The 16593-nt window shown below is 68.6% G+C and carries 16 protein-coding genes and 1 pseudogene; 13 read left to right on the top strand and 4 right to left on the bottom strand.

Features of this window, described 5'->3' with window-relative positions:
• Positions 1–33: 33 nt before the first annotated feature.
• A complete protein-coding gene (gene aroQ / locus ACTJLF_RS18460) occupies positions 34–474 on the bottom strand; it encodes a type II 3-dehydroquinate dehydratase (protein ID WP_019655809.1) in 441 nt (146 codons plus the stop codon).
• A gap of 33 nt (positions 475–507) precedes the next feature.
• Positions 508–1476, bottom strand: a complete 969-nt coding sequence (locus tag ACTJLF_RS18455; RefSeq protein ID WP_354422162.1) for a LysR family transcriptional regulator — start codon at positions 1474–1476, stop codon at positions 508–510.
• Between the two features lie 111 nt (positions 1477–1587).
• On the opposite strand from ACTJLF_RS18455, the gene ACTJLF_RS18450 reads away from it, so the two are divergent.
• The 10 genes from ACTJLF_RS18450 (at position 1588) to ACTJLF_RS18405 (ending at position 9156) form a co-directional block, all read left to right on the top strand.
• On the top strand, positions 1588–2262 hold the full coding sequence (locus ACTJLF_RS18450; protein WP_440883665.1) for a Rieske 2Fe-2S domain-containing protein: 675 nt from the start codon (positions 1588–1590) through the stop codon (positions 2260–2262).
• Between the two features lie 14 nt (positions 2263–2276).
• Complete coding sequence (locus ACTJLF_RS18445; protein ID WP_440883664.1) at positions 2277–3128, top strand: aromatic ring-hydroxylating dioxygenase subunit alpha; 852 nt, start codon at positions 2277–2279, stop codon at positions 3126–3128.
• A complete protein-coding gene (locus ACTJLF_RS18440) occupies positions 3125–3778 on the top strand; it encodes a glutathione S-transferase family protein (protein ID WP_440883663.1) in 654 nt (217 codons plus the stop codon). The genes ACTJLF_RS18445 and ACTJLF_RS18440 overlap by 4 nt, the downstream gene beginning before the upstream one ends.
• Before the next feature lie 39 nt (positions 3779–3817).
• The gene (locus tag ACTJLF_RS18435) at positions 3818–4924 is read left to right on the top strand and encodes an S-(hydroxymethyl)glutathione dehydrogenase/class III alcohol dehydrogenase (protein ID WP_019655804.1); all 1107 of its coding nucleotides are present in this window, start codon (positions 3818–3820) and stop codon (positions 4922–4924) included.
• Positions 4925–5263: 339 nt separating this feature from the next.
• Positions 5264–6184: an alpha/beta fold hydrolase gene (locus ACTJLF_RS18430; RefSeq protein WP_132751825.1), complete on the top strand. Its 921-nt coding sequence runs from the start codon at positions 5264–5266 to the stop codon at positions 6182–6184.
• Entirely contained in the window at positions 6181–7059 is an 879-nt protein-coding gene (fghA, locus tag ACTJLF_RS18425; RefSeq protein WP_354324309.1) for an S-formylglutathione hydrolase, read from the top strand. Before ACTJLF_RS18430 ends, fghA begins: the two co-directional genes overlap by 4 nt.
• A 58-nt stretch (positions 7060–7117) precedes the next feature.
• Positions 7118–7612: a GNAT family N-acetyltransferase gene (locus tag ACTJLF_RS18420; protein ID WP_240650077.1), complete on the top strand. Its 495-nt coding sequence runs from the start codon at positions 7118–7120 to the stop codon at positions 7610–7612.
• A gap of 38 nt (positions 7613–7650) precedes the next feature.
• Positions 7651–8040 carry a VOC family protein gene (locus tag ACTJLF_RS18415; RefSeq protein ID WP_145758940.1) on the top strand — a complete coding sequence of 130 codons (390 nt, stop codon included), beginning with the start codon at positions 7651–7653 and terminating at the stop codon, positions 8038–8040.
• 61 nt (positions 8041–8101) lie between these two features.
• Positions 8102–8542 carry a TfoX/Sxy family protein gene (locus tag ACTJLF_RS18410; RefSeq protein WP_019655799.1) on the top strand — a complete coding sequence of 147 codons (441 nt, stop codon included), beginning with the start codon at positions 8102–8104 and terminating at the stop codon, positions 8540–8542.
• Positions 8539–9156, top strand: a complete 618-nt coding sequence (locus ACTJLF_RS18405; protein ID WP_440883662.1) for a 3'-5' exonuclease — start codon at positions 8539–8541, stop codon at positions 9154–9156. The genes ACTJLF_RS18410 and ACTJLF_RS18405 overlap by 4 nt, the downstream gene beginning before the upstream one ends.
• Positions 9157–9166: 10 nt before the next feature.
• Here the strand turns inward: ACTJLF_RS18405 and ACTJLF_RS18400 are convergent, their stop codons facing one another.
• Positions 9167–9895 (bottom strand): alpha/beta fold hydrolase, encoded by a 729-nt coding sequence (locus tag ACTJLF_RS18400; protein WP_019655797.1) that lies wholly within the window; start codon positions 9893–9895, stop codon positions 9167–9169.
• 545 nt (positions 9896–10440) lie between these two features.
• Positions 10441–10866: pseudogene (locus ACTJLF_RS18395) on the bottom strand (helix-turn-helix domain-containing protein); the annotation flags it as partial.
• Positions 10867–11125: 259 nt separating this feature from the next.
• Here ACTJLF_RS18395 and gnd point away from each other — a divergent pair.
• From gnd to ACTJLF_RS18380, 3 genes are all read left to right on the top strand, one after another.
• A complete protein-coding gene (gene gnd / locus ACTJLF_RS18390; protein WP_440883661.1) occupies positions 11126–12550 on the top strand; it encodes a decarboxylating NADP(+)-dependent phosphogluconate dehydrogenase in 1425 nt (474 codons plus the stop codon).
• A gap of 15 nt (positions 12551–12565) precedes the next feature.
• Positions 12566–13117, top strand: coding sequence for an N-acetyltransferase family protein (locus tag ACTJLF_RS18385; RefSeq protein WP_440883660.1), 552 nt, complete (start codon positions 12566–12568; stop codon positions 13115–13117).
• 193 nt (positions 13118–13310) lie between these two features.
• The gene (locus ACTJLF_RS18380) at positions 13311–16532 is read left to right on the top strand and encodes an efflux RND transporter permease subunit (RefSeq protein WP_440883659.1); all 3222 of its coding nucleotides are present in this window, start codon (positions 13311–13313) and stop codon (positions 16530–16532) included.
• Positions 16533–16593 lie beyond the last annotated feature (61 nt).

Below are 16593 nucleotides of genomic sequence, written 5' to 3'. Positions count from 1 at the left end.
CCGGTTCCGCGGTGTTCCACGAAAAATTCCCGCTCAGGAGACCAACGCCGCAATAGCGAGGGTGTAGCCCTTCACGCCGAGCCCCACGATGATGCCCTTGGCTGCGGGCGAGATGTACGAGTGGTGGCGGAATTCCTCGCGCGCATGCACGTTCGAGATGTGCAGTTCGATCAGCGGCACGCTCGCGCCCTTGATGGCGTCGTGCAGCGCGATCGAGGTGTGGGTGTAGGCGCCGGGGTTCATCACCACGCCGATCATGTTGCCTGCCGCAACCTCGCGGCCGGCCTCCTGGATCCAGTCGATCAGCACGCCTTCGTGGTTCGACTGGCGGCATTCGATCTCCACGCCGTGCTTCGCACCCGTTTCCTTGCACAGGCGCTCGACGTCGGCCAGCGTGTCGCGTCCGTACTGTTCGGGCTCGCGCGTGCCGAGCAGGTTGAGGTTGGGGCCGTTGAGGACGAGGATCTTCTTCATGATGGTTGACGGAATCTGGCAAACGGACGCCGATTATGTTCTCGCGGCCGTCCTGCGCCCGCGCGCGGCGGTCGAGCCGACGTAGTAGTTGTACGAATCGATGTCGACCACGCAGCGCGCCATCAGTTCGACGAAGGAGCGCAGCTTCTGCCCCATGTAGCGCTGCCGCTGGTAGGCGCAGTAGATGCGCCGCGGCTCCGGCTGCCACTGCGGCAGCACCGGCGCGAGCACGCCCTGCTCCAGCTCGGGCCGCACGAAGAAGGCCGGCAGCAGCGCGATGCCCAGGCCGTCGATGCAGAAGGTCTTCATCACCCAGTGGTCGTTGGTTTCGAAGGCCGGCTCTGGCCTGAAGGCGAAGCTGGCAGTGCCCGATACCAGCAGCACCTGCGAGCGCCCGGCCGATTCCTTCATCACGATGGACTGGTGCGCCTCCAGTTCGTCGGGCGACGACGGCATGCCGTGCCGCGCGAGGTACTGCGGACTCGCGTACAGCCCGTAGTTCAGCCGCCCCAGCAACCGCGCCACGAGGTTCGGCGCATCGGGCGGCTCGGAGCACACGTAGCAATCGACGTCGGCGATGCGCGGCGCGTGGAAGCCGTTGGCCACGTCGAGCTGGCAGCGCACGTCCGGATGTGCCTCCAGGAACAGCTTGACCACGTGGCAGACGAAGGAGGTGCTGAACTGCGTGTCCGACAGCAGCGAGAGGCTGCCCGACACGCCCGTCGTCAGCGCATGGATCTCGGTGCTGGCCTCCTCGAGCCGGCCCTTCACCTCGTCGAGCAGCCCTTCGCCGCGTGCGAGAAAGGCGTGCCCGGCCTCGGTGAGCGAGATGCGGCGCGGGCTGCGCAGCAGCAGCTGCGCGCCCAGCAGCTCCTCCAGCCGCGTGAGCTGCCGGCTCAGGGTGGCCTTGGAGACGCCGGAGAGGCTCTCCGCCTTCGTCAGGCTGCCGCTGCGGGCGATCAGCACGAAAGCCTCGACCAGGGCGAGATCGATACGGCTCATGCGGTCCAGCGTTGCAGGAATGAAAAGCAGCGTCTCTTCATGTGACTTTCATCGGTGCGGCGGAAACGGTACGGTATCACCGGCGAACAGTTCGCTCCCCACGATCCATCCATGAACACTCCACAAGACACGGCCGCGTGGCACCCCGTCGCGCGCTCGGCCGACCTGCGCCCGGGCGCCAACATCGTCGCCGGCTTCGCCGAAGGCCTGGAACTCGCCCTCTGGCGCGCGGCCGACGGCACCGCCCAGGCCTGGGAGAACCGCTGCCCCCACCGGAGCGTGCGCTTCACGCTCGGACAGGTCGTCGACAACCGACTGGCCTGCGCGTACCACGGCTGGCAATACCAGGCGGGCAGCGGGCAGTGCACCAGCATTCCGGCGCACCCCGCCATGCAGGCGCCGCGCAACGTATGCGCGAAGACCTTCGGCACGGCGGAGGTGGCCGGGATGCTGTGGGTGAACCTTGCGCCCGAGGCTCACCCGGTTCCAGACGAACTGCGCGATGCCGTCCCTGGCGGCTGGCATTTCTGCCGCACGCTGACCGTGCGCGCGCCCGCCGCCACTGCGCGGGCGGCGCTCGTGCAGCACGGCATGGCGGCCGCCTCGCCAGGCTGGCGCGGCCGGCTCGGCGGCGCGGAAACCCTCACGCTCGTCCTCGACGCCCAGCCCGGCCTCACCTTCATCCACCTGTGGACCGAGGCGGCGCCCGGCTCGGCCGCCATGAAGGCCCTGCACGCGGCAGCCCGCCAGTTGCGCACCGACATCGAAGCCCTGTCCTGCGGCTGAAGAAAGAGAGATCCATGCCCTTCGCCACCAACGATCCCAACATGCTCGACGACTGGCTGGTCGTCGGCCCCGCGCCGGCGCCATCGGCCCCGCGCACCACCCGCCTGCTCGGCGAGACCGTGCAGTTGTCGACCGGCGCCGACGGCACGCCAAGCTGCAGGCTCGGTGACATGCCGCTCACTGTGCAGGGACGCTACGGCTATCTCTGGGTCTGCCCGAGCGGCCGCCCGGCCCGGCCGCTCTTCGACTTTCCCGAATACGACGAACCGGGCCGCCGCCGCGTCGACTGCGGCGGCATCGGCGTGGCGGTGTCGGGCCTGCGCGTGATCGAGAATTTCCTGGACATGGCGCACTTTCCGTTCGTGCATGCCGACTACCTCGGCAAGGTGCCGCACACCGAGGTGGCGCAGTACCAGGTGCAGGTGGAACCCGCCACCGGCGAGATCTGGGCCACCGACTGCCGCTTCTGGCAGCCGCGCGCCTCGGCCGCCCACGATTCTTCGGGCAGCGAGGTCATCTACAAGTACCGCGTGATGCAGCCCTTCTCGGCCATGCTCTACAAGAGCAGCTTCCGCGCGGGGGAGCTCGATGCGATCGGCATCTTCCTGCAGCCCGTCGACGAGGAACACGTGATCGCCCATACCCTGCTGGCCTGCTACGACGACCACTCCACCGACGCCGAGCTCATCGCCTTCCAGCACACCATCTTCGGGCAGGACAAGCCCATCCTGGAGAACCACGCCTTCAAGCGCATGCCGCTCGAAGGCCGCGCCGAGACGCCCACACGCGGCGACACCTCCTCCGTCACCTACCGGCGATGGCTGCGCGAGCGCGGCATGCGCTTCGGCGTGAGGGCTGCGGCATGACGACAGCAACGCTGAAGCTCTACGACTACCCGCTCTCGGGCAACTGCTTCAAGGTGCGGCAGATGCTGGCCTGGCTGGGCATGGCGTACCAGACGGTGCCGGTCGATTTCTTTCCAGGCCGCGAGCACAAGTCGGCCGCGTTCCTCGCCGACGTCAATCCGCTGGGCCAGCTGCCGGTGATCGACGACGCCGGCTTCGTGCTGCGCGACGCGCAGGCCATCCTGGTCTATCTCGCGAGCCGCTACGACGCAGGAGGCCGCTGGTATCCCGACAAGCCGAGCCTGCGCGGCGAAGTCGCCCAGTGGCTCGCCACCGCCGACGAGATCACCCGCACCGCCTCGGCCGCGCGGCTGCACGACGCCCTGGGCTATCACCACCTCGACATCGATGCCTGCCGCGCGGGCGCGCGCGCCGTGTTCCGCGTGCTGGACGACCACCTCGCCGAACGCGCCACCGAAGGCCTGCACTGGCTCGCGTCGGCGCCCGATGCGACCATTGCCGACCTCGCCTGCTTTCCCTACGTGGCGCTCGCGGGCGAAGGCGGCATCTCGCTCGACGAGTTTCCCGCGTTGCGAAACTGGGTCTGGGATTTCCGCCACCTGCCCGGGTTCATCGGCATGTCGGGTATCTTCCCTGCTGGCCCTGCCTGAGAATCCTCTTCCATCCCCCCGCTTCCGAGATCGAACATCATGAAGACCAAAGCCGCCGTCGCCTGGAAATCCGGCGCCCCGCTCACCATCGAAACCGTGGACCTCGAAGGCCCGAAATTCGGCGAAGTGCTCGTCGAGATCAAGGCCACCGGCATCTGCCACACCGACTACTACACCCTCTCGGGCGCCGACCCCGAGGGCATCTTCCCCGCCATCCTGGGCCATGAGGGCGCAGGCATCGTGGTGGACGTCGGCCCCGGCGTCACCACCCTGAAGAAGGGCGACCACGTCATTCCGCTGTACACGCCCGAATGCCGCCAGTGCAAGTTCTGCCTGAGCCGCAAGACCAACCTGTGCCAGCTCATCCGCGGCACGCAGGGCAAGGGCCTGATGCCCGACGGCACGAGCCGCTTCAGCCTCGACGGCAAGCCCATCGCCCACTACATGGGCACCAGCACCTTCAGCAACTACACCGTCGCGCCCGAGATCTCGCTGGCCAAGATCCGCGAGGACGCGCCCTTCGACAAGGTCTGCTACATCGGCTGCGGCGTGACCACCGGCATCGGCGCGGTGATCTTCACCGCCAAGGTGGAAGCCGGCGCCAACGTGGTGGTGTTCGGCCTCGGCGGCATCGGCCTGAACGTGATCCAGGGCGCCAAGATGGTGGGCGCCGACAAGATCATCGGCATCGACCTGAACCCCGCTCGCGAGGAGATGGCGCGCAAGTTCGGCATGACGCACTTCCTGAACCCGAAGGACCACGAGAACATCGTCGACGCGATCGTGCAGCTGACCGACGGCGGCGCGGACTACAGCTTCGAGTGCATCGGCAACACCAAGGTGATGCGCCAGGCGCTGGAGTGCACGCACAAGGGCTGGGGCCGCAGCATCATCATCGGCGTGGCCGAGGCCGGCGCCGAGATCAGCACCCGCCCGTTCCAGCTGGTCACCGGCCGCAAGTGGGAAGGCTCGGCCTTCGGCGGCGCGCGCGGGCGCACCGACGTGCCGAAGATCGTCGACTGGTACATGGAAGGAAAGATCGACATCGACAGCCTGATCACGCACACCATGCCGCTGGAGAAGATCAACGACGGCTTCGACCTCATGAAGCGCGGCGAGTCGATCCGCGGCGTGGTGATCTACTAACCCCCCAGGCTTCGCGCACTTCGTGTCGCTGCGCCAACCCCCTTGCAGGGGGCAACACCTGCGGCCCGGCGAAGCCGGTTCCGCGGTAGCCTCGGGCTCACCCCCAGGCTTCGCGCACTTCGTGTCGCTGCGCCAACCCCCTTGCAGGGGGCAACACCTGCGGCCCGGCGAAGCCGGTTCCGCGGTAGCCTCGGGCTCACCCCCAGGCTTCGCGCACTTCGTGTCGCTGCGCCAACCCCCTTGCAGGGGGCAACACCTGCGGCCCGGCGAAGCCGGTTCCGCGGTGTTCCTGGCAAAGGCATCTACTCATTCACTGGAGATGATCTCGTGACGGAAAGAATGGAACCCCTGCGCAGGATCGAGGCGGGCGTCCTCGAAGTGGCCTACTACGAAGCCGGCCCCGCCGACGGTCCGCCTGTGCTGCTGATGCACGGCTTTCCGTACGACATCCACACCTATGCCGAGGTCGCGCCGATGCTGGCCGACGCGGGCTGCCGGGTGATCGTGCCGTACCTGCGCGGCTACGGTCCCACCCGCTTCCTGAGCGAGGCGACACCGCGCTCGGGCGAGCAGGCTGCGCTGGGCGCCGACCTGCTTGCGCTGCTCGACGCGCTGAAGATCGAGCGTGCCGTGCTCGCCGGCTACGACTGGGGCGGCCGTGCGGCCTGCGTGGTCGCGGCGCTGTGGCCCGAGCGCTGCGCGGGGCTGGTGTCCCTCAACAGCTACAACATCCAGAACATCGCCAAGGCGATGGAGCCCGACACGCCCGAAAACGAGCACAGCCTCTGGTACCAGTACTACTTCCACAGCGAGCGCGGGCGCGCCGGCCTGCAGAAGGACCGCAGGGCGTTCACGAAGCTGCTGTGGAAGCTCTGGTCACCCACCTGGAAGTTCGACGACGCCACCTTCGAGCGCAGCGCCGCCGCCTTCGACCATCCCGACTTCGTGGACGTGGTGATCCAGTCGTACCGGCACCGCTTCGGCCTGGTGCCGGGTGATCCGGCGTACGCCGACATCGAGCGCCGCCTCGCGGCCCAGCCCACGATCACCGCGCCCGCCATCACCTTCGACGGCATCGACGACGGCGTGCGCCCGCCGGCCGATGCCTCCGCCCACGCCCACCGCTTCGGCGGCCCGCGCTCGCACCGGCTCGTGCCGGGCGCCGGCCACAACCTGCCGCAAGAAGCGCCCCGCACCTTCGCCGACGCCGTGCTCGAGCTCGTGCCGGCGCTGCGCGCCAACGACAAGAAACCTCAATGACCGACAACACCCCCAAGCTGCTCTCCGAGCACCGCGCCTTCGGCGGCCTGCAGCGCTTCGTCGAGCACCGTTCGCTCGAGATCGGCCTGCCGATGCGCTTCTCGGTCTACCTGCCGCCGCAGTCCGCGCACGAGCGCGTGCCGGCCCTGCTCTACCTCGCAGGCCTGACCTGCAACGAGGAGACCTTCGCCATCAAGGCCGGCGCGCAGCGCATGGCGGCCAGCCTGGGCATCGCGCTGATCGCACCCGACACCAGCCCGCGCGGCCCGGAAGTGGAAAGCATCCCGGGCGCCAAGGACAGCTGGGACTTCGGCATCGGCGCCGGCTTCTATCTCGACGCGCTGGCCGAACCGTGGGCCACGCACTGGCGCATGGAAAGCTGGATCGTGCAGGAGCTGCTGCCGCTGGTGGCCCGGCACTTTCCGATCGACGGCGAGCGCATCGGCATCTTCGGCCACTCGATGGGCGGCCACGGGGCGCTGACGCTGGCGCTGCGGCATCCGGGGCGCTTCAGGTCGCTGTCGGCCTTCGCGCCGATCTGCGCGCCCACCCAGTGCCCATGGGGCGAGAAGGCCTTCGCGGGCTACCTGGGCGAGCCCGGCGCCGACCGCGCGCAGTGGCTGGCGCACGATGCCAGCGCGCTCATGAAGTCGCAGGTCACGGCGCCCTACCCGCAGGGCATCCTCATCGACCAGGGGCTGGACGACAAATTCCTGGCCGAGCAGCTGCACCCCGAGATCTTCGAGGCCGCCTGCTTCGCCGCCGGCCAGCCGCTCACGCTGCGCCGTCACGCGGGCTACGACCACGGCTACTACTTCATCCAGAGCTTCATGGCCGACCACATCGCCCACCACGCGCAGACCTTGCGCGCCTGAGCGTTCGCAGGCCGCCTCATCGACCGCGGCGCCACCGCGCCGTATGATGAAACGCATCATGTCCGCCGCCCAGATTCCGGCTTTCCACCTGCGGTCGCGCAAAGGCGGCGCCGAGGAGAACATGGTGCTGGCAGGCATCTGGCGCCGCGCATGGATCGCGGCCAACCGCGACGTCGCGCACGTCGAGCCCATCGCCCACTGGCTGCATCGCGTGCACACCGAGTTCGGCCCGCCCGCCGAAGTGGTGGTGGCCGAGCGCGAAGGCCAGGTGCTGGCCTTCATGGTGCTGCTGGCTCGGCGCGAGTACGTGGCCCAGCTCTTCGTCGAGCCCCACCTGCGCAACCAGGGCCTGGGCAAGGCGCTGCTCGACGAAGCCTGCGTGCGCATTCCCAACGGCTGGCGGCTGCACGTGGCGGCCACCAACACATCGGCCCAGCGCTTCTACGAACGCTACGGGCTGGAGCGCGGCGCGGCCGACCGCCACCCCACCAGCGGGCGCGAACGCATCGCCTACCATTGGTCGCCCTCGCGCCCGCCATGGCGCATCGGCTGACGACAGGCCTCGGCCCCTCTCTCATTCCTCGCAGCACCATGCGCATCGACCACATCGCACTCTGGACCACTGACCTCGAACGCTGCAAGCGCTTCTACGTCGACTACTTCGGCGCCACCGCCGGCGCCGGCTACGTCAACCCAACCAAGGGCTTCGCCTCCTGCTTCCTGAGCCTGGGCGACGGCGCGCGCATCGAGGCCATGACCACCAGCACGCTCGCGCCCGTGCCGGCCGAACCCGGCGCCCAGCGCATGGGCTGGACGCACCTCGCGATCAGCGTGGGCTCCGACGCCGCCGTGGACGCGCTCACGCAGCGTCTGAAGGCCGACGGCTACCCGCTGCTCGACGGCCCGCGCCGCACCGGCGACGGCTACTACGAGAGCGTGGTGCTCGACCCGGATGGCAACCGCATCGAGATCACTGCATGAGCGCCGCGCCGTGTCGTCCCAGGCAAGTTCGCGCCATGGTGCGAAGCACGGAGGTACTCCGATGAGCGAGTTCGTCCAAAGCCTGCACGAAGTCTTCGAGCGCCTCGGCCGCATCGAGACGAAGCGCATGTTCGGCGGCCACGGCGTCTGGCACGAGGGCCGGATGATCGCGCTGGTCGCCGACGAGACGCTCTACCTCAAGTCCGACGCGGAAAGCGCCGTGCACTTCGACAGGCTGAACCTGCAGCCCTTCACCTACATGCGCCAGGGCAAGGCGATGCCGATGTCCTACCGGCTCGCCCCGGCCGACCTCTTCGAGGATCGCGAGGAGGCCGCGCGCTGGGGCCGGCTGGCCTACGAGGCGGCGCTGCGCTCGGGCCAGCCACCCAAGCCGAAAAAGCCCCGCAAGCCGGCTGCAAGGAAGGCCGCAGCCAAGAAGACAGCAGCGAAGAAAGCCCCCGTGAAGAAAAAGAAACCGACGGCGAAAGCGGCCTCCCGGTGAACGAGCGCCGCACCCATCCCACGCTCCCGCCCCTGCTCGAGCGCGAACAGATCGCGCTGCTCGATCCCTTCGAAAGCCTGACCACGGCGAACATCGTGGTCGTCTCCACGCTGCAGGAAGCGGAGCGCGCCGCCGCCACGCTGCTGGCGGCCGGCATCGCGGGCTTCGACACCGAATCGAAACCCACCTTCGCGAAGAACGAGGTGTCGGGCGGGCCGCACGTGGTGCAGTTCGCCACGCGCGATGCGGCCTGGCTGTTCCAGCTGCACCGCACCGAGTGCAACCCGGTAGTGGCCGCGCTGATCGCCTCGACCGAGCTGCGCAAGGTCGGCTTCGGCCTGTCGGGCGACCTCACGCTGATCCGCAACCGGCTGAACCTCGAGCCGAAGGCCGTGTTCGACATCGACGACGAGTTCCGCCGCCGCGGCTACCGCAGGTCGGTGGGCGTGAAGGCGGCGGTGGCGCTGGTGTTCGGCCGCCGCTTCGTCAAGTCGCGCAAGGCGACCACCTCGAACTGGGCCAACCGGCAGCTCACCGAGGCACAGGTCCGCTATGCGGCGAACGACGCCTGGGCGTCGATCCGGGTGTACGACGCGCTCTTCGGCGCCGGCTGATCCGGGGGGCTCAGTCGCGCCCGGCCTCGATGATCGCCTGCGCCAGCCGCTTGGGGTTCGAGAAGAACATCTCGTGGCTGCCCGGGCACTCCACCAGACGGAACAGGCCCAGCCGCTCCGACAGGCGCGGATGCCACGGCAGGCCGTGCGGCATCGCGGTGTCCTGCTGGCAGTTCAGGTACGACTTGCCCAGCGCCAGCGCCGCCAGCGGCTGGCTCAGGCGGATCTTGTCCGTGAAGGTGCGATACGGATGGGGGTTGAGCTTCTCGTAGGCGGCCTGGGCGGTCGCGAAGTCGGCGTCGTTGATGAAGGCCTCGCGCCAGATCTCGAAGGGCAGCGTCACCGCGTTGCCGTTGCCCGCGGCGACGGCGTCGAACAGCGTCACGTAGTGCGGCGGCACCATGTCGTTGAGCGATTCGCCGTCCAGCGGCACGAAGGCGTTGATGTAGACCAGCCGCTTGAGCCTGTGCGCGATGCGGTCGGCCACGCCCGAGATCACCATGCCGCCGTAGCTGTGGCCCACGAGGCGCACCTGCGTGAGGTCCTTTTCCTCGATGTAGCGCACGGCGGAGGCGATGGCGTCTTCGAGGCCGGTGCTGGAGCGGTCGTCGCCGGGGTTGTTGCCCGCCAGCGTGGGGCAGTACACGGTGTGGCCGGCCGCGCGCACGCCGTCGGCCACGGCTTCGATCTCGGCGCCGGTGTGCCACGCGCCGTGGACCAGGACATAGGTATCGGACATGGGAAGTCTCTTTCGTTGTTTCGATGCAGAGGGACTTTAGGAACGGGGCGATGCCGCGAATGGCCGATGCCTGCCACGCGGATGGCCGGTTCGCGCCAGTTCAGCGCCGGCGCCGCAGTTCGCCGGGTGTGGCGCCCAGGTGCGCACGGCATTGGCGAACAAAGTGTGAGGCATCGGCCAGTCCCACGCGATACCCGATTTGGGCGATGCCCAGACGGTCGAAACGTGCATCGGCCATGCATGCGGCGCGCGGCCGCCATGCGGAAACCCGCGAGCGCGGCGGCGAAGGTGGTGGGGCCCTCCTCGCTGCCCTCGCCGGCGGCCAGGCAGCGGTGCAGGCTGCGTTCGGAAATGCCCAGCCCGCGCGCCACGCTCGCCGCGGTGAGCCCGCACTCGGCGTGCCGCTCGCGCGTGGCGTCGAGCACGCGGCGGCGCAGCGCCGCCCTGCCCTTGCCCGGTGCATCCGCGCAGCCGCTGCCGGTGGCCAGGGCCAGCAGGCTGCCGAGCTGGTCGCTCAGCAGCTCGGCGGGCATCGGGGGTTTCGCCGCCAGCTCGGGCGTCAGCTGCCGAACGAAGCCGCTCAGCACGCCGCCCCAGCCCGATTGCCCGTCGATGCGCCGCGCCACCTGGTCGCCGGCATCGGGAATCCACGAGTCGACCCAGGCGGTCGGCAGCTCGATCGAGATGGTGTCGGCCGACTGCAGCAGGTGGAATTCGTAGAGCCGGCGCGAATCGACCAGCACCGCGTCGCCCGGGAGCAGCCGCGCCGAGCGGCCGTCCTGCACCGCCACCCAGGCCGAATCGGCCTTGCACAGCAGGTAGAAGTAGTTGCTGCGGCTGTGGGCGATGGCCCGGCGCGTGCGGTAGACGTCCTGCGCGCTGCCGCGCACCTGGTTGACCACGATGGGCCCCAGCGGCGCCGATTCGAGCGTGGCGCCGAAGCTGCCGGCCACGGGGCTGGTCACGTCCATTTCCAGGAAGCCCTCGCAGACGGCGCCCACCCAGTAGTCGAGCCGCTGCGGGAGCGGCACGGCGTCGGTGGACCAGCGGTGGATGGCGTCGTGGCTCATGGGGGCATGAACATAGCCAAGGCGGACCCGCTTGCCAATCGGGTTTAGACCACCTCCGACGCCCCACCGGGCGCCACATCGGCACAATGGCCCTCGAATCAAACCGGTGCGCCGGGCGCCGCCCCGCCCGCACACACACCAAGGAAGGACAACACAGGCCATGAGCAACAAGCAAAGCGACTTCGGACTGATCGGCCTGGCCGTGATGGGCCAGAACCTCGTTCTGAACGTGGAAAGCCGCGGCTTCCAGGTCAGCGTCTACAACCGCACCGAGGCCACCACCGAGGCCTTCATCGCCGCCAACCCAGGCAAGAAGCTGGTCGGCGCGAAGACGCTGGAAGAGTTCGTGCAGAGCCTGGCGAGGCCGCGCAAGATCCAGATCATGGTGAAGGCCGGCGCGCCGGTCGACCAGGTGATCGAGCAGCTCATTCCCCTGCTGGACAAGGACGACATCGTCATCGACGGCGGCAACAGCCTCTACACCGACACCGAGCGCCGCGACGCATACCTCGCGTCGAAGGGCCTGCGCTTCATCGGCGCGGGCGTGTCGGGCGGCGAGGAAGGCGCGCGCAAGGGCCCGTCGATCATGCCGGGCGGCCCGCTTTCCACCTGGGAGGTGATGAAGCCGATCTTCGAGAGCATCTCGGCCAAGGTGGACGGCGAGCCCTGCGTGATCCACATCGGCCCCGGCGGCGCGGGCCACTACGTGAAGATGGTGCACAACGGCATCGAGTACGGCGACATGCAGCTCATCTGCGAGGCCTACAGCCTGTTCAAGGCGGCCGGCTTCACCACCGACGAGATGGCCGCCATCTTCAACGAATGGAACGAGGGCGAGCTGCAGAGCTACCTGATCCAGATCACCGCCAAGGCGCTCGAGCAGAAAGACCCGGAGACGGGCAAGCCGATCGTCGACGTCATCCTCGACAAGGCTGGCCAGAAGGGCACGGGCCAGTGGACGCTGATCAACGCGGCCGAGAACGCGGTGGTCATCAGCACCATCAACGCCGCCGTGGAAGCGCGCGTGCTCTCGTCGCAGAAGAAGGCGCGCGTGGCGGCCAGCAAGCAGCTGCAGGGGCCGAAGATCGAACTGTCGGTCGAGAAGAAGGCGCTGGTGACCAAGGTGCACGACGCGCTCTACGCCTCGAAGGTCATCAGCTACACGCAGGGCTTCGACCTCATCAAGACCATGGGCGACAAGAAGAACTGGGGCCTCGACCTGGGCGGCATCGCCTCGATCTGGCGCGGCGGCTGCATCATCCGTGCGCGCTTCCTCAACCGCATCACCGACGCCTTCCGCACCGACCCGGCGCTGGCCAACCTGATGCTCGACCCGTTCTTCAAGGACCTGCTCAACCGCACCCAGCAGAACTGGCGCGAGATGGTGTCGCTGGCCGTGAGCAACGGCATCCCGGTGCCGGCCTTCAGCGCCTCGCTGGCCTACTACGACAGCTACCGCACCGAGCGCCTGCCGGCGAACCTGCTGCAGGCGCAGCGCGACTTCTTCGGCGCCCACACCTACGAACGCGTGGACAAGCCCGAAGGCCAGTTCTTCCACACCGACTGGCCCGAAGTGATCGGTTGAACCCCGTGTGATGCCATGCCGGCCCTCGACTATCCCAGCCACCTGGTCGAGGACTGGCAACTGCCCGACGGCACCCCGGTGCGCATCCGCCCGATCCGAGCCGAGGATCTGGCGATGCACACCGCCTTCGTGAACGGCCTCTCGAAGGAAACCGGCTACCGGCGCCTGCTCTCGCCGCGAACGCCGCAGCCCGACGAGCTCTGGCGCATTACGCACATCGACTACGACCGGGAACTGGCGCTGATCGCAACGACCGTGGTCGACGGCGCCGAACGGCAGATGGGCGTGGCGCGCTACGTTCGCGGCGACACGCCCGGCACGGCGCAGGTCGCCGAATTCGCCATCGTCATCGGCGACGCATGGCAGCACCATGGCCTGGCGTCCAAGCTCATGCGCAAGCTGATCGACGCCGCCAGGGCGGCCGGCGTGAGGCAGCTCGCCGACATCACCCTCTACGACAACACCGCCATGCTGGCGCTGGCGCGCAAGCTGGGCTTCAGCGTGCAGCGCGATCCGGGCAACCCGAACGTGACGCGGCTGCGGCTCGCCCTGGACCCGGCCGCCTGAGCTTCGGCCGGCCGGCGGCCGAACCGCTGCGCCCTTCTTCCTTCACCCGGCGCGCCGGCCCGTGGCCTGCCGCCGCCGGCACACACGCAGCCTTTTGGTAAAGCGCCACACCTCGTTCGAAGGCGCCTGCAAACCTAAATCTACTTCCTTATGATGCAAAACCTTTTTCCGCCGGAAGCAGAGAGCCTTCGCCATGGTCCAGCTCGCATTGCGTCGTCCGTACACATTCATCGTCATGGCGATGCTGATCGTGCTGGCCACGCCCTTCGTGCTGGCGCGAATGGCGACCGACATCTTCCCGGAGATCAACATCCCGGTGGTCAGCATCATCTGGAACTACACCGGCCTGCCGGCACAGGAGATGGGCCAGCGCATCTCGGGCCAGGTGGAGCGCGGGCTGACCACCACGGTGAGCGACATCGAGCACATCGAATCGCAGTCGCTGGCGGGCGTGGCCATCATCAAGGTGTTCTTCCAGCCCACGGCCAACATCGAGATGGCCATCTCGCAGGTGGTGGCCTCGATGCAGGCGCAGGTGCGGCAGCTGCCGCCGGGCATCACGCCGCCGCTGGTCATCAAGTACTCGGCCTCCAGCGTGCCGGTGATCCAGCTGGCGCTGTCGAGCCCCACGCGCTCGGAGAACTCCCTCTTCGACGCCACCGTCAACCAGCTGCGCCCGCAGCTCATCACGGTGCCGGGCGCTGCCATTCCCTTTCCCTACGGCGGCAAGAACCGGCTGATCTCGGTCGACCTCGACACCCGGGCGCTGCAGGCGCGCGGCCTCTCGCCGGCCGACGTGGTGAACGCGGTGAACACGCAGAACCTGATCCTTCCCTCGGGCACGGCCAAGTTCGGCGCCACCGAATACAACGTGAAGATGAACGGCTCGCCCGATGCCATCGCGGGCCTGAACGACCTGCCGATCCGCACGGTGAACGGCGCCACCACCTACCTGCGCGACGTGGCCTACGTGCGCGACGGCTTCTCCCCGCAGACCAACGTGGTGCGCCAGGACGGCGTGCGCGGCGTGCTGCTGTCGGTGCTGAAGAACGGCGGCGCCTCCACGCTGGACATCGTCTCGAACATCCGCGCGATGCTGCCCATCGCCGCCCAGACGATGCCGGAAGACATCAAGATCACGCCGCTGTTCGACCAGTCGGTGTTCGTGAAGGCCGCCGTCAAGGGCGTGGTGTTCGAGGCCATCCTGGCGGCCGCCCTCACGGCCGCGATGGTGCTGATCTTCCTGGGCAACTGGCGCAGCACGCTCATCATCGGGCTGACCATTCCGCTGTCGATCCTGGCGTCCATCCTGGTGCTCTACGCGCTGGGAGAGACGCTCAACCTCATGACGCTGGGCGGCCTGGCGCTGTCGGTGGGCATCCTGGTCGACCAGGCGATCGTGACCATCGAGAACATCGAGCGGCACCTGCACATGGGCACGCCGCTGAAGGAGGCCATCGAGATCGGCGCGGGCGAGATCGGCTCGGCGGCGTTCGTGTCCACGCTGTGCATCTGCATCGTGTTCGTGCCGATGTTCTTCCTCTCGGGCGTGGCGCGCTTCCTGTTCGTGCCGCTGGCCGAGGCGGTGGTGTTCGCCATGATCGCGTCCTACCTGCTGTCGCGCACGCTGGTGCCGACGCTGGTGATGCTGCTGATGGGCGGTTCGCATTCGGCGCAGCCGGCTCAACAGGTAGAGGGCGCGAAGCAGAGCGCCCTGCAGCGCCTGTACCGCGCCTTCGATCGCCGCTTCGAGCGTGTGCGCCGCGCCTACACGCTGGTGCTGTCGGCGGTGCTGTCGAAGCGCGCCGGCTTCATCGGCCTCTTCCTCGGCTTCTGCCTGCTGTCGTGCCTGCTCTACCCCGCGCTGGGCCGTGACTTCTTCCCGACGGTGGATGCCGGCCAGATCCGCCTGCACCTGCGCGCGCCCACCGGCACACGCATCGAGGAAACCGCCCGCCTCACCGACCGGGTGGAGGCCGCCATCCGCGAGCTGGTGCCGCCCGACCAGCTGGAGACCATCCTCGACAACCTGGGCGTGCCCAACAGCGGCATCAACCTGTCTTACAGCAACGCCGGCACCATCGGCACTTTCGACGGCGAGCTGCTGCTGTCGCTGAAGGAGGGCCACAAGCCCACCGAACAGTTCGTGTCGCTGCTGCGGGCCGAGCTGCCCAAGCGCTTTCCGGGCATCGAGTTCTTCTTCCAGCCGGCGGACATCGTCACGCAGATCCTGAACTTCGGCCTGCCGGCGGCCATCGACGTGCAGTTCAGCGGCAACGACATGGCCGGCAACGCGGCGCGCGCGGCCGAGCTGACCAAGGCGATCCGCCAGATTCCCGGCGCGGTCGACGCCCACGTGCACCAGCGCCTGGACGGCCCCGCGCTGAGCCTGCAGATGGACCGCACGCGGCTGCAGCAGTACGGCCTGACCGCCTCCAACGTGGGGCAGAACGTGCTCATCGCGCTGTCGGGCAGCTCGCAGACGGCGCCCGCCTTCTGGCTGAACCCGGCCAACGGCGTGGTCTACAGCATCGCGGTGCAGTCGCCGCAGTACGTGGTCGACTCGCTGGATTCGCTGCTCAACATCCCGGTGGGCGCCAGCGGCACGCCGGCGGCGGCAGGCGTAGGCTCGCAACAGCTGCTGGGCAACCTGGTCGACGCGCAGGCCGCGCGCCAGCCGGCCGTGATGTCGCGCTACAACATCGCGCCGGTGATCGACGTCTACGTGAGCGTGCAGGGCACCGACCTCGCCAGCGTGGCCTCGAAGGTGCAGAAGCTGGTCGACGAGATGCGGCCCACGCTGCCGCGCGGCAGCCGCGTCGACATCCGCGGGCAGGTGCAGACGATGCAGTCGTCGTTCATCGGCCTGGGCGTGGGTCTGGCGATGGCGATCGTGCTGGTCTACCTGCTGATCGTGGTCACCTTCCAGTCGTGGCTGGACGCGGCCATCATCATCACCGCCCTGCCTGCGGCGCTCGCGGGCATCGCATGGATGCTGTTCATCACCGGCACCACGCTGAGCGTGCCGGCGCTCACGGGCGCGATCATGACGATGGGCGTGGCCACGGCCAACTCCATCCTGCTGGTGTCCTTCGCGCGCGAGCGGCTGGCCGCGGGCATTCCGCCACTGTCGGCCGCACTGGAAGCCGGCGCCACCCGCATCCGGCCGGTGCTGATGACGGCGCTGGCGATGATCATCGGCATGATCCCGATGGCGCTGGGCCTGGGCGAAGGCGCCGAGCAGAACGCGCCGCTGGGCCGCGCGGTGATCGGCGGCCTGGTCTTCGCCACGGTGTCGACATTGTTTTTCGTGCCTGCCGTGTTCGCGGGCGTGCACAGTCGGCTTGCGCACCGCCGTGCGGCGCGCGAGGCGCAGCATCAACCCCTCGCAGGCCCCGCGCCTCAGGAGAACTGAAACCTGATGACCCCCACGCTCATTCACTTCGTGTATTCGCTGCCCCCCGAGGGGGCCGCAG

Origin of the sequence: Variovorax sp. 22077, from assembly GCF_052044195.1 — a bacterium.
Taxonomy (GTDB): Bacteria; Pseudomonadota; Gammaproteobacteria; order Burkholderiales; family Burkholderiaceae_C; genus Variovorax; species Variovorax atrisoli.
The sequence above is the reverse complement of the archived record's forward strand: the minus strand, read 5'-3'. Positions and strand labels throughout refer to the sequence as shown.